This window comes from Mesorhizobium sp. M1088, assembly GCF_040318575.1.
Taxonomy (GTDB): domain Bacteria; phylum Pseudomonadota; class Alphaproteobacteria; order Rhizobiales; family Rhizobiaceae; genus Mesorhizobium.
This window is the reverse complement of the sequence record NZ_JAMYMO010000044.1, coordinates 1-12,509: the sequence shown is the minus strand read 5'-3', so window position 1 is coordinate 12,509 and position 12,509 is coordinate 1. Positions and strand designations below refer to the sequence as shown.

Sequence of the window (12,509 nt, the reverse complement as noted above, 5' to 3'; positions counted from 1 at the left end):
GTCGGTCTATTTGGAGGCAGCTATGGCGCAGGCCCCTGCAGTCGTGACCTTGTACTTGCTGCGCGCGGACTGGCAGGATTTCAACGCCAGCGCCTCCGCAGCCTTCTGGGATGTTGCATTCAGATAAGCACCGCAAATAGTGAATTCGGTTGCCCAGTTGAATGGCGTCATCGCATAGGCCGAGTGACCGCCAGCCGCCACATAGTCCTTGTAATTCTTGCCGCAGCCTCCGATTGTACCCGGTGCAAAATAGACCGGAAAGCGGCTGTCGCCCTTGCTTCCCGCCAGCGATTCGGCGGCGCCGACATTCGGTGCAGAGGCCACAAGCAGTGCAAGTACCGACATGGTTGCTCGCTTGATTGATAAAGATTTCATTGCCAAACCCATTTGAACCCCAAACACTGAAATATATTCGCCTACTTGGAGGCAGCGATTTCGCAGCCGCCGCCTGTTGTAACTCTGTAACTGTTGCGGGCGGCCTGACAGGATTTCAACGCCAATTCTTCGGCAGCTTGCTGTGACGGTGCATTCAAGCGCGAGCCGCAGATGATGTACAGAAAACGCACCCGGGAATACGGAGTGGTTGCATAGGCTGAATGGCCGCCGGCCGCTACATAGGCCTTGTAGGCCCTGGTACACGGATCCTTCGGGCTCTGCGGCAAATAGGGATAGAAACGGGTCTCGCCCTTGCTTCCCGCCAGCGACTCCGCTGCACTGATGCCAGGCGTCGCTAATATAAGCAACGCCGCAAGTATATGCGCAGTTGTTCTCTGAAAAACCCGCCGCCTCATCTTCGCCCAATCCCCATTGGTATTTGCGATGATCAATAGCCGTGATTCTTTCGTCTGGCCAGATCGAGAAGCAAAAAATAGTCTGGAGATGTGGTGGGTTGTCTCCCGCGCAGGGTCACACCCTGCCGAGTGCAGCGACGACCCGCTGATACAATTCGGCCGTCGGCTCGTCGAAGCAGCAGAAAATGACGGTTGCCGGAGCGATGTTCTGGCCGATGAAGGCGCTCACGGTCCCGACAGCAATTTGCGTCGCCTGATCCTTCGGATAGCGGTAGGCCCCGGTCGAGATCGCAGGAAACGCCACCGTCCGGCAGTCCTTTGCGGCGGCGATTTCGAGCGACCGGCGATAGCAGGAGGCGAGCAGTTCGGCTTCTCCTTTGCTGCCACCTTGCCAGACCGGCCCGACCGTATGAATGACGTAGCGCGCGGGCAGCCTGTAGCCCTTGGTGATTTTTGCGTCTCCGACCTTGCAGCCATGCAAGGTCCGGCATTCTGCCACAAGCTCGGGGCCGGCCGCGCGGTGGATAGCGCCGTCGACGCCGCCGCCTCCGAGAAGAGAGGTATTGGCGGCGTTGACGATGGCATCGACCGCCAGCTTCGTGATGTCGCCGGTTTGAATGCGAATCCTCTGGCCGATTTCGCTCATCTCACATCCTGAACACGCCGAATTTTGTCTCCTCGATCTCGGCGTTGAGCGCGGCCGAAAGGCTGAGCGCCAGCACCTCGCGGGTCTTGGCCGGGTCGATGATGCCGTCGTCCCAGAGCCTTGCCGACGAATAGAGCGGGTGTCCCTCGTGCTCGTACTTCATCAGGATCGGCTTCTTGAATTTCGCTTCCTCCTCAGCGCTCCATTCCCCGCCCTTGCGCTCGATGCCTTCGCGCTTGACCACGGCCAGCACCGTTGCCGCCTGCTCGCCGCCCATCACCGAAATGCGGGCATTCGGCCACATCCACAGGAAGCGTGGCGAATAGGCGCGTCCGCACATGCCGTAATTGCCGGCACCGAACGAGCCGCCGATGATCACGGTCACCTTCGGCACCTTGGCCGTTGCGACCGCCATGACCAGCTTGGCGCCGTCCTTGGCGATGCCGCCGGCCTCGTATTTTCGCCCGACCATGAAGCCGGTGATGTTCTGCAGGAAAATCAGCGGGATCTTGCGCTGGCAGCACAGCTCGATGAAGTGCGCGCCCTTCAGCGCGCTTTCCGAAAACAGCACGCCATTGTTGGCGACGATGCCGACCGGCATGCCGCTGAGATGGGCGAAACCGGTGACCAGCGTGGTGCCATAATTCTGCTTGAACTCATCGAACTCGGAGCCGTCGACGGTGCGGGCGATTACCTCGCGCACGTCATAGGGCTGGCGCAGATCCGTCGGCACGATGCCGTAGAGTTCATGTGGATCGTGAAGCGGCGGAATCGATTTCTGCAAGGCCAGGCTTACATTTTTGTTCCGATTCAGGTTTTTGACGATACGCCGGCATATGGCCAGCGCATGCTCGTCGTCGAGCGCATAGTGGTCGGCAACGCCGGAAAGCCTTGTGTGCACGTCGGCGCCACCGAGGTCCTCGGCGGTGACGTCCTCGCCGGTGGCCGCCTTCACCAGCGGCGGCCCGCCGAGAAAGATGGTTGCCTGGTTGCGCACCATGATTGTCTCATCCGACATCGCAGGCACATAGGCGCCGCCGGCCGTGCACGAGCCCATGACGCAGGCGATCTGCGGAATGCCGGCGGCCGACATGTTGGCCTGGTTGTAGAAGATGCGGCCGAAATGATCGCGGTCGGGAAACACCTCGTCCTGGTTGGGCAGATTGGCGCCGCCGCTGTCGACCAGATAGACGCAAGGCAGATTGTTCTGCAATGCGATCTCCTGTGCACGCAGATGCTTCTTCACCGTCAGCGGATAATAGGTGCCGCCCTTCACCGTGGCGTCGTTGACGACGACCATCACTTCGGTGCCTTCGACGCGGCCGATGCCGGCGATGAGGCCGGCCGAAGGGATGTCCTCGCCATACATCGACCATGCCGCGAACTGGCCGATTTCGAGGAAGGGCGAGCCTGTGTCGAGCAATTGGGCTAGGCGTTGCCGCGGCAGGAGCTTGCCGCGGGAGACGTGCCGCTCACGCGCCTCTTCCGAGCCACCGCGCTCGATGGCGGCGGCTTTTTCAGCAATATCGGCGACCAGCGCCCGCATGCGCCCGGCATTGGCGCGGAAAATATCGGAGGCGGGCGATATCTGCGAGGTGAGGGGGGCCATGGCGCTACCGGATCAGCTCGATCTTGCAGCCGACATCGAGGTCGCCCCAATCGCGATCAGCGGTGACGGCAATGGCATTCTCGCGAATTGCCAGCGCCAGGCAAGCCCGATCGCCCAGCGACAAGCCGCGATGCCGCGTCAATTGGCGAAGCTGCCCGGCGGCGATGCCCATCGCGTCGTCGAAAACGGCGATCGGCATGCCGAGACTGGCGAGGTCGTCCGCAGCCTGTTCCATGCTGCGTCCCTTGTCGATCAGCTTGGCGATGATTTCGGCCGCATTGACCGAACTGCATTGTGCATCCGGCGCGAACCCCAAAGCATTATCGGTGCCTTGCTCGTTGAGCAGGATTGCGAGCGCCGCCGAACTGTCCATGACATAGGGCTTCATTTCGCCCGCTTTCCCGTTGTCCCTTCGGCGTGAAGCCGGTCGAGACGCTTGTCGCTTCGGCGCTGCTCTTCCCGTCGCTCTTTCAGAAATTCGTCGACGACGCTTTCACCGGGCTGTTTCAACGCTGACAATTCGGCCTGGACGCGTCGCAGATTCTGCAGCCACGATCTTACCCGCAGTTCGCCGTTCTCGACATGCAGGATCATATCGTCGCCAGGCTTCACGCCCATCTCCTCGCGCATCGCGGCAGGGATGACGAAGCGCCCGCCCTCGCCAAGCTTGACACGCTCGCGTTTCGCCGGAGCACGAAGCTGTGGTTGGCGAGCGCCGGCATCGAACTGTGTTTGCGGATCTTCGTCAAATCCGGACTTTCCCGTTCTGCCCGCCATGGTCCACCTCGCCTGGATTGTGGCACATTACCCCATGTATGCCACATCGTGCGGCTTCTGGCAAAATCTCAAAAAGACGCCATCAGGCGCCCTCCGCCATGATTTCTCGTCCGATCAGCCAGCGACGGATTTCGCTGGTGCCGGCGCCGATCTCGTAGAGCTTGGCGTCGCGCAAAAGCCGGCCGGTCGGGTAGTCGTTGATGTAGCCGTTGCCGCCCAAAAGCTGGATGGCGTCGAGCGCCATCAGCGTTGCCTTTTCGGCGGCGAAGAGAATACAGCCGGCAGCATCCTTGCGGGCCGTCTCACCGCGATCGCAGGCGGCGGCTACGGCATAGACGTAGGCGCGCGCCGCGTTCATCGTCGCATACATGTCGGCGAGTTTGCCTTGCACCAGCTGGAATTCGCCGATCGGCTGACCGAACTGCCTGCGTTCATGCACGTAAGGTATCGCCACGTCGAGGCACGCTGCCATCAGCCCGACCGGCCCGCCGGCCAGCACGGCGCGTTCGTAGTCGAGGCCCGACATCAACACCTCGACGCCGCGCCCTTCCTCGTGCAGTACATTGTCGAATGGCACTTCGACATTCTCGAACACCAACTCACCGGTGTTCGAGCCGCGCATGCCGAGCTTGTCGAGCTTTTGCGCCACCGAAAAACCGGCAAAGGCTTTTTCGACGATGAAGGCGGTGATGCCGCGCGAATTGAGTTCCGGATCGGTCTTGGCGTAGACGACCAGCGTCTCGGCATCCGGCCCGTTGGTGATCCACATCTTGGTGCCGTTGAGCACATAGCGGTCGTTGCGCTTTTCGGCGCGCAGGCGCAGCGACACGACATCGGAGCCGGCACCCGATTCCGACATCGCCAGTGCGCCGACCTTTTCGCCGCTGCAGAGCGATGGCAGATACTTTTCCTTCTGCGCCTGCGTTGCCCAGCGGTTGATCTGGTTGACGCAGAGGTTGGAATGGGCGCCGTAGGAGAGGCCGACCGAGGCCGAGGCGCGCGAAATCTCCTCCATCGCCACGACATGGGCAAGGTAGCCCATGCCGGTGCCGCCGAAATCGGGATCGGCGGTGATGCCGAGCAGGCCGAGCCCGCCGAGTTCGGCCCACAGATGTGCCGGGAATTCGTTCGAGCGGTCGATTTCGGCGGCGATCGGTGCGATCTTTTCCTGGGCGAAGCGCCGCACCAGGTCGCGCAGCGCCTCGATGTCTTCGTCAAGCCCGAAGTTGAGCGTATGCATGTACATGCCGTTCCTCCCGGCGCACGATCCCGAAATCGGGATCATGCGCGAAATCAAGTTGCTAGAGCGTCCTTTGCGCGCCCGAATAGAGGCGCGGCGTCGTCGCTCGTTGACGCGCCATCGCTCTTTGCTCCAACAAGGCGCATTGTCATTGCCAGATATGTAGCGGTGACTTCGGCGATCGACAGCCGCTCGCCCGGCCGGAACCAGACAATGACGCCGGTCATCATCTGGATCAGCGCCATGGCGGTGAGCCCGGTGTCTTCGATGCTGAATAACCCCGCTTCGACGCCGTCGCGCAGGATGGCGCGCAGCTCCTTCTCGTAGGCCGTGCGCATGCGCAGGATCTGCGTGAGTTTTTCATGCGACAGGCTGCGCAGCTCCATGTTCGAGACATGGGTGGAGTGGCGGCGTTCGATATGGAAAGCGATGTGGTTTTCGACATAAGCGGCAAGCCGCGCTGCCGGATCAGCGCCGACAGGGCGTGTTGCGCGCCACGCCTCGATCAAGCCTTCCATATGCTCACGCATCAGCATGAACAGAAGGTCCTGCTTGGTCGGGAAGTAGCGGTACAGCGCCGCTGCCTGGACGCCGACCTCGGCCGCCAGCTGGCGCATCGACATCGCCTCGTAGCCGAGACGCGCAATCAGGCTGACTGCCGCCTCGCGGACCGCAGCTTCGGTCTTCTCTCCGTCGGAACCGGTCGTACGCGCCATGACAAGCCGCCTTTTCGCGGAAAATAAAACAAACGTTCAATTAATTCAAGAGGCGCGTCCGGGCAGGGCAATGGCTTCAGATTTGCTCTATCTGCACCCTCGAGAACTTTGTGCGATGGAAGCGAATGAGCAGGACCATGCCTTGCTAGGCAACAATCCTGAAATCGGCCGACATGTCGCGAGCCTCGATCTCCTCGACATCGACCTTCGAAACCGCTGCCCCTGGGGGCCCTTGCCGAAGCCGTTCGATCATTGCCAAGACCGCCGCATCGGTCCCTGCAATCAAGGCTGTCACCGAGCCGTCAACTTCGTTGCGCACCCACCCGGCAAGGCCAAGCGCCGACGCCTCGCGCCGCGCCCAGACCCGGTAGCTGACGCCTTGCACCTTGCCGTAAATGCGTACCTGCACAGTCCGGTCGGTCATCACGCTCTCCATCCTCTGAGGCGAGTCTGGCGCATCGCCGTGCAAATTCAACCGCGTTGCCGCCGGTCAGCCACATAGGGCGAAGGCTCTTCAGTTCCCCCGCGCTGCCGCCAGCGCGCCAGGCAGTTCCTCGGCAAAGATGTCGAGTTCGTGATCGAGGCCGACACTGACCCGGATGCAGCGGTCGAGAACCGGCGCCATCGGCTTGCGGATGAAGACGTCGCGTGACAACAGCGCCTGCAGCACTTTTAGTGCGAAAGCGCCGTCGCGGCCGCAGTCGATGGTGACGAAATTGGTCGCCGAAGCCAGCGGCTTCAGCCCGTTCGCTTCGGCTATTGCGGCGATACGCCGGCGGCCGGCGGCGACCCGCGCCACCACGCTCTCCAGCCAGGCCTGATCGGCAAGCGCCTCGACACCGGCGATCTGCGCCATGCGGCTGACGCCATAGTGGTTGCGGATCTTCTCGAAGTCCCGAATCACCTGGGCCTCGGCCACCGCATAGCCGCAGCGTATGCCGGCCAGCCCATAGGCCTTGGAGAAGGTGCGCATGCGGATGACGTTCGGCCGCGCCACATCGATCGGCGGCAGCGCTGAGGCTGGCCCTAATTCGCCATAGGCTTCGTCGAGCACCAGCATTGTGGTCTCCGGCAAGGCTTCGATGAAGCGGCTGAGCTCGGCGGCTTCCCACCAGCTGCCCATCGGATTGTCCGGATTGGACAGGTAGACCAGTGGCGCCTTTTCCCTGGCCACTGCCGCCAGCAGGCCGTCGAGGTTTTCCCGATCGTTCTCGTAGGGCACTGCGACCAGCCGGCCGCCGACGCCGGCAACATGAAAGTTGAAGGTCGGATAGGCGCCGCGCGAGGTCACCACCGCGTCGCCGGGCGCCACATACATGCGCGCCACCAGGCTGAGCAGCCCGTCTATGCCTTCGCCGATGACGACGTTTTCGGCGCCGACGCCGAGATGCCCGGCGGCAGCTACCTTCAAATCGTGATTATCGGGGTCGCAATACATCCACATGTCGCCGGCAATCTCAGCCATGCGGGCAATGACGCGCGGGGAAGGGCCAAAACTGCTCTCATTGGCGCCGATGCGGGCGCGAAAGGCGCGGCCGCGATCACGCTCCTGCGCCTCCGGGCCGACAAACGGCACCGTGGAGGGAAGCGCGTCGATGAGCGGCGTAAGGGGAGGGCGCAGGCGCATGATAGGGCTCGTTCGAAAGCGGGCCTTCTTGCTAGCCTGCCGGCTTGGCCTGCGCAAGTTCCGCGGCAGGCAGGAACGTCAGGCTGGATTCTCCCGGATCATTTTGCTAGCGAGACATGATGAGCAACCGACTGCCACCCGCTTGGTCCAAGCACATAAAGTCCCGCCCGGCGCCGAACGTGCAACCGCCGAAAGCGAAACCGCCGTCGCGCGCGCAGGCCGACGACATGCTGCTGAAACAGGCATATGACTTTCAGCAGGCCAAGCGGTTGGCCGAGGCTAAGGAACTGTGCCGTCGCGTGCTGGAGCGCACGCCCAACCATCCCTTGGCATTGTATATCATGGGCACGCTATTCATCGGGCTCGACGATGAAATTGCATTGCGATATTTGGCGTTAGCCGTCGGCGAGGAGCCTCGAAACCCCTATTACCACCTTAGTCTGGGTGAAACCTATCTGAAGGTCAGCGAATATTCGCCCGCAATCACGCATATCCAGCAGGCCTTGAAGTTGAAGCCGGATTTGCTGGAAGCGCTTTGCGCGTTGGGACGCGCTTACGTCGAATTCGACAAGGCTGACATGGCTCTGCCGCTTTACGAGAGAGCGCTCAAGATCAACCGCGATCATCCCCGCGTTCGGGCGGGATTGGCCAGCGCCCTCATCGGTCTCGGCCGCATGGACGAAGCCGAAATCTATCTGAAAGAGGCGATCGAACGTCGCATAGCCATGCCAGCCGCCTATAATGAGCTTGTGCGCACGCGCAAATTCACTGAAGAGCCTGCGGAACTTAAGTCCATCTTGCGCGAGCTTGGCAACCCAAAGCTTGACCCGGACAGTGCGATGACACTTCATCACGCTGCCGGCAAGGTGCTGAACGACCTTAAGCGCTACGACGACGCGATAGATCATTTCAAGAAAGCCAAACAGGTCGCCGGCTATAAGTTCGATCTGGAAACCTATCGCCGCTGGGTCGACTCCACGATCGAGTTCTTCAACCCGGATATGTTGGCTGCCAAGGCGGGTTATGGAAGCCCATCGGAAGTGCCCGTGTTTGTACTGGGCATGCCCCGCTCGGGGACCACCCTGACCGAGCAGATTTGCGCGAGCCACCCGGATGTTCACGGCGCAGGAGAACTCAGCAAGCTAAGACGAACCGCAAATGCTATCGGCCTTACGAGGCTTTCGGCACAGGGCTTGGCCCAATCGATCGTGCCGATCACCCCCGACCTAGCCAAGATGCTGACCGAGGGGCACCTGTCCTACCTTCGTGAGCGTGCGCCGACCGCACTTCGCATAGTCGACAAAATGCCCCAGAATTTCGAACTTGTCGGTCTTATAGGCCTTCTTTTCCCCAACGCGCGGATTATTCACTGTCGCCGCGACGCCATCGACAATTGCCTCTCATGCTTTTTCCTGAATTTCTCCAAGGGACACAGCTACATCACCGACCTGCAAACGCTCGGGCTGTATTATCGTGAATATGATCGCCTGATGCGACATTGGGACAAGGTTTTTCCGGGACGCATCTTCGAAAGTCGCTACGAGACGCTGGTTGCGGATCAGGAGGCACAATCGCGCCGTCTGATCGATCATCTTGGATTGCCCTGGGACGATGCCTGCCTGCGCTTCTTCGAGAATGACGGTTCGGTCAACACGGCCAGTCGCTGGCAGGTTCGGCAGCCCATCTACAACTCGTCCATCAAGCAATGGAAAAATTATGAGAGCAAGATCCAGCCGCTGATTGACGCCTTGGGCGACCTGGCCGAACTTTGAACAAGTAGGTGCGACAAGGCCCGTTAGAACGAGCAATGTAAGCGAAGCATGCCGCCGACGCCGGCAATATGAAAATTGAAGGTTGGGTTGGCGCCGAGCGAGGTCACCACCGCGTCGCCGGGCGCCATACATGCGCGCCACCAGGCTGAGCAGCCCGTCTATGCCTTCGCCGACGACAACATTGTCGGCGCCGACGCCGAGGGGAGGGCCCTCGCTAGCCTGCCGGCTCGCCTCGCGCAAGTTCCGCGGCAGGCGGAAACGTCAGGCTGGATTCTCCCGGATCATTTTGCTAGCGAGACATGATGAACAACCGACTGCCGCCCGCGTGGTCCAAGCATGTAAAGTCCCGTTCGGCGCCGAAAGTGGAACCGCCGAAAGTGAAACCGCCGTCGCGCGCGCAAGCTGACGACATGCTGCTGCGACAGGCGCTCGAACTTCAGCAAGCCAAGCGGCTCCCGGAGGCGGAGGAATTATGCCATCGCGTTCTCGCCCGCACGCCCAACCACCCGCTTTCGCTCTATATACTCGGCACGTTGGGCCTCGGTGTCGACGATGAGTTGGCTCTCAAATATTTTGCGCGGGCAGTAAGCCAGACGCCTCAAAATCCATATTTCCACCTTAGCCTGGGAGAGGCCGGTCTGAAACTTGGCGACAGCTTGCTTGCGATCAGGCACCTGCAGCGCGCCTGCGAATTGAAGCCCGATCTGGTGGAAGCGCTTTGCGGACTGGCGCGTGGCTACGTCAACTTCGACAGGGCCGAGATGGCTTTGCCCCTTTACGAGAAGGCGCTAAAGATCAACGGCGACCATCCCATGGTCCGGATTGGTCTGGCTGGTGCGCTCACCGGCCTCGGCCGCATGGACGAAGCCAGAGCCTATCTCGATCAGGCAATAGAACGTCGCGTCGATGTTGGGGCAGCCTACAATTACCTGGTCGACACGCAAAAGTTCACCGAAAAACCTGCCGAGCTCGATTCTATCCTGCGCGAATTGTCCAATCCCAGGCTCGAACCGGTTGCTGCATCACAGCTCCATCACGCCGCAGGCAAAGTGCTGAACGATCTCGAGCGCTATGAAGAGGCGATGGATCATTTCAAGAAGGCGAAAAAGGCCGCTGGTCACGATTTCGACCTGGAGCACTACCGCCGAAGTGTCGATTCCATGATCGAGATATTCAGCCCGTCATTATTGGAAGCCAAGGCTGGCCACGGCAGTCCGTCCGAAGTGCCTGTGTTTGTGCTGGGCATGCCCCGGTCGGGGACGACGCTGACCGAGCAGATCTGCGCGAGCCATCCGGATGTCCATGGCGCCGGGGAGCTTACGAAGCTGCGGCGAATCGCGAACTCGATGGGCTTTAGAACACTGTCGGATAAAGACCTGTGCAATTCGATCATGTCGATGACGAGGGATCAGTCGAGGGCGCTGGCCGAAGAATACCTGTCCTATCTGCGCCAGCACGCGCCCGGCGCACTCCGCATCGTCGACAAGATGCCGCACAATTTCGAGTTTATCGGCGTGATCGGAATTCTCTTTCCCAACGCGCGCATCATTCATTGCCGCCGCGATGCCATCGACAATTGCGTGTCCTGCTTCGTCCTACATTTCACCAAGGACCACGGCTACAACGCCGACCTTGAGACACTCGGCCTATACTACCGCGAATATGATCGCTTGATGCGGCATTGGAATAAGGTCTTTCCCGGACGTATATTCGAAAGCCGCTACGAGACGTTGGTTGCGGATCAGGAGACACAGTCGCGTCGTCTCATCGATCATCTTGGATTGCCTTGGGACGATTCCTGCCTGCGCTTTTTCGAGAAGGACAGGTCGGTCAATACCCCCAGCCGCTGGCAGGTCCGGCAGCCGATCTATACATCATCGGTCAAGCGCTGGAAAAAATATGAGAGTACGATCCAGCCGCTGATCCAGTCGCTTGGCGATCTCGCCGAGATTTGATTTGGGGTTGGCGGTCCACATTGCGTGGATCGTGATATCTGAACTGCGCAGGCTTACGGCGGATTTCCCAGCGTGCGGCCAGATATCTGTCGGTAGAATTTCTCAGCAACTGGCAGAGAACGATCGCGACCTGTAACCGGCGCCATGCTCACGCGGCTTGGTAGCGGAGTCGCCCTGATAGAAAAACCCGGCGGTTGCCCGCCGGGTTCAATATAAATCTGGCTCGGACTGTTAGAATGAGCGCTGGAAGCGGAGCATCCCGCCGACGCTGTCCTTGTCGTCGGCATTGGTCCAGTTGCGATCGTAGGCTTTATCAAACTGGCCGTCGCGGGCCCAATCGACTTCGGCAGTGATCGTGAGACCGGGAACGATATCGTAGGCAATGTTCGCAGCGACGCCGTAGTTCTTGTCGTCGTCAGCCGAGGCCTGGAGATTGAACGAGGTCTTCTCGTTGATGGTGTAGGTGCCACCGCCCCAAACTGCCCAGTTGCCGCCCCATTGCTTGTAGAAGTTGCGGTCGATGTTGTCGTCAGAGCCGTAGCCGGCCATCAGGAACAGTGTCAGGTTCTGTATCGGCGTAACGTCGACGCGAACCTTGCCGGCCCACTCTTCCCAGGTGCTGTCGTAGGCGGCGACACCGGTGATCGAGCCCCAGCCCTGTGTGTATTTGATACCGCCGACGACATACGGGACATAGCTGTCGATGGAATCATTGCCGCTGTTGCTGTCTTGGAAAATGCCAGGATCCGCAGCGGCACTGCCCGAACCGGTTTCCAACGAAGCCACGGCCGAGAAGCCGTTTCCGGCATCGAAGTAATACTGAACGACGTTGGTGTCGAAGCCGCCGTAGGGGACCAGCGTATCCTGGATGACGTTGCCGGCGTAGCCGATGAAGGTATCGAAGGCCGATTCGTCCTTACCGACGCGCAAACCACCGAGCTGGACCCAGGCAAAGTTCAGCGAAACGCTCGTACCGCCATTGAAGTTGTCATCAAGGTAATCGTTGTGGTTACCCCAGTTGAAGCGCGTCTCGGTGTATGTCTTCAGGGTGCCGAGCTCGGTTTCCTGGCCGGTCCAGGTCTTCAGCGTGAAGCGGGCGTGCTTGTAGTAGGTATCCTGCGAGTCGCCGTCCTGCTGATCGGTAGTCTTTGCACCGTCGAATGAGCCGACGTCACCGATGCCGATGTCATAGCGGACGTAGCCGCCGATGCGCAGGCAGGTTTCAGTGCCGGGGATGTAGAAGTAGCCAGCGCCGTAGACGTCGCAGATCTTGACGTATTCAGCGGGTTCCGGCTCGGCGACGACGACGGCGTCGGCGGCGCGCGCACCGGAAACTGCGATCAGTGCCGCAGCGGAGCCGAGAAGAAGGCTCTTGA

13 protein-coding genes and 1 pseudogene are annotated in these 12,509 nt (G+C 60.6%); 2 read left to right on the top strand and 12 right to left on the bottom strand.

The annotated features are described in order from the left end of the window. Window positions 1-6: 6 nt before the first annotated feature. From NKH49_RS29880 to NKH49_RS29835, 10 genes are all read right to left on the bottom strand, one after another. On the bottom strand, window positions 7-387 hold the full coding sequence (locus NKH49_RS29880) for a hypothetical protein (RefSeq protein WP_245274740.1): 381 nt from the start codon (window positions 385-387) through the stop codon (window positions 7-9). Between the two features lie 29 nt (window positions 388-416). Next, the gene (locus NKH49_RS29875; RefSeq protein WP_352471111.1) at window positions 417-791 is read right to left on the bottom strand and encodes a hypothetical protein; all 375 of its coding nucleotides are present in this window, start codon (window positions 789-791) and stop codon (window positions 417-419) included. Between the two features lie 115 nt (window positions 792-906). Then, window positions 907-1,437 (bottom strand): O-acetyl-ADP-ribose deacetylase, encoded by a 531-nt coding sequence (locus NKH49_RS29870; RefSeq protein WP_352616871.1) that lies wholly within the window; start codon window positions 1,435-1,437, stop codon window positions 907-909. A 1-nt stretch (window position 1,438) separates the two neighbouring features. Continuing rightward, window positions 1,439-3,046: a carboxyl transferase domain-containing protein gene (locus NKH49_RS29865; RefSeq protein ID WP_352616868.1), complete on the bottom strand. Its 1,608-nt coding sequence runs from the start codon at window positions 3,044-3,046 to the stop codon at window positions 1,439-1,441. Window positions 3,047-3,050: 4 nt separating this feature from the next. Then, window positions 3,051-3,434: a type II toxin-antitoxin system VapC family toxin gene (locus NKH49_RS29860; protein ID WP_023677795.1), complete on the bottom strand. Its 384-nt coding sequence runs from the start codon at window positions 3,432-3,434 to the stop codon at window positions 3,051-3,053. After that, complete coding sequence (locus NKH49_RS29855) at window positions 3,431-3,823, bottom strand: AbrB/MazE/SpoVT family DNA-binding domain-containing protein (protein WP_352616865.1); 393 nt, start codon at window positions 3,821-3,823, stop codon at window positions 3,431-3,433. The genes NKH49_RS29860 and NKH49_RS29855 overlap by 4 nt, the downstream gene beginning before the upstream one ends. A gap of 82 nt (window positions 3,824-3,905) precedes the next feature. Next, complete coding sequence (locus tag NKH49_RS29850) at window positions 3,906-5,069, bottom strand: isovaleryl-CoA dehydrogenase (RefSeq protein ID WP_352566160.1); 1,164 nt, start codon at window positions 5,067-5,069, stop codon at window positions 3,906-3,908. A 47-nt stretch (window positions 5,070-5,116) separates the two neighbouring features. Next, window positions 5,117-5,779 carry a TetR/AcrR family transcriptional regulator gene (locus NKH49_RS29845; protein ID WP_352616861.1) on the bottom strand — a complete coding sequence of 221 codons (663 nt, stop codon included), beginning with the start codon at window positions 5,777-5,779 and terminating at the stop codon, window positions 5,117-5,119. 145 nt (window positions 5,780-5,924) lie between these two features. Beyond that, window positions 5,925-6,203: an acylphosphatase gene (locus NKH49_RS29840; RefSeq protein ID WP_352616858.1), complete on the bottom strand. Its 279-nt coding sequence runs from the start codon at window positions 6,201-6,203 to the stop codon at window positions 5,925-5,927. A 90-nt stretch (window positions 6,204-6,293) separates the two neighbouring features. After that, window positions 6,294-7,406 carry a pyridoxal phosphate-dependent aminotransferase gene (locus NKH49_RS29835; protein WP_352616855.1) on the bottom strand — a complete coding sequence of 371 codons (1,113 nt, stop codon included), beginning with the start codon at window positions 7,404-7,406 and terminating at the stop codon, window positions 6,294-6,296. A 119-nt stretch (window positions 7,407-7,525) separates the two neighbouring features. Between NKH49_RS29835 and NKH49_RS29830 the strand changes: the two genes are divergently transcribed. Next, complete coding sequence (locus NKH49_RS29830) at window positions 7,526-9,178, top strand: tetratricopeptide repeat-containing sulfotransferase family protein (RefSeq protein ID WP_352616852.1); 1,653 nt, start codon at window positions 7,526-7,528, stop codon at window positions 9,176-9,178. A gap of 44 nt (window positions 9,179-9,222) precedes the next feature. On the opposite strand, the pseudogene NKH49_RS29825 reads toward NKH49_RS29830, so the two are convergent. Further along, window positions 9,223-9,373, bottom strand: a pseudogene (locus tag NKH49_RS29825) (pyridoxal phosphate-dependent aminotransferase); the annotation flags it as partial. Between the two features lie 107 nt (window positions 9,374-9,480). Between NKH49_RS29825 and NKH49_RS29820 the strand changes: the two are divergent. Beyond that, window positions 9,481-11,133: a tetratricopeptide repeat-containing sulfotransferase family protein gene (locus tag NKH49_RS29820; protein WP_352819417.1), complete on the top strand. Its 1,653-nt coding sequence runs from the start codon at window positions 9,481-9,483 to the stop codon at window positions 11,131-11,133. Between the two features lie 231 nt (window positions 11,134-11,364). Here the strand turns inward: NKH49_RS29820 and NKH49_RS29815 are convergent. Beyond that, the coding region (locus NKH49_RS29815) for a porin (RefSeq protein ID WP_352929106.1) at window positions 11,365-12,509 on the bottom strand (1,145 nt) is incomplete at its 5' end.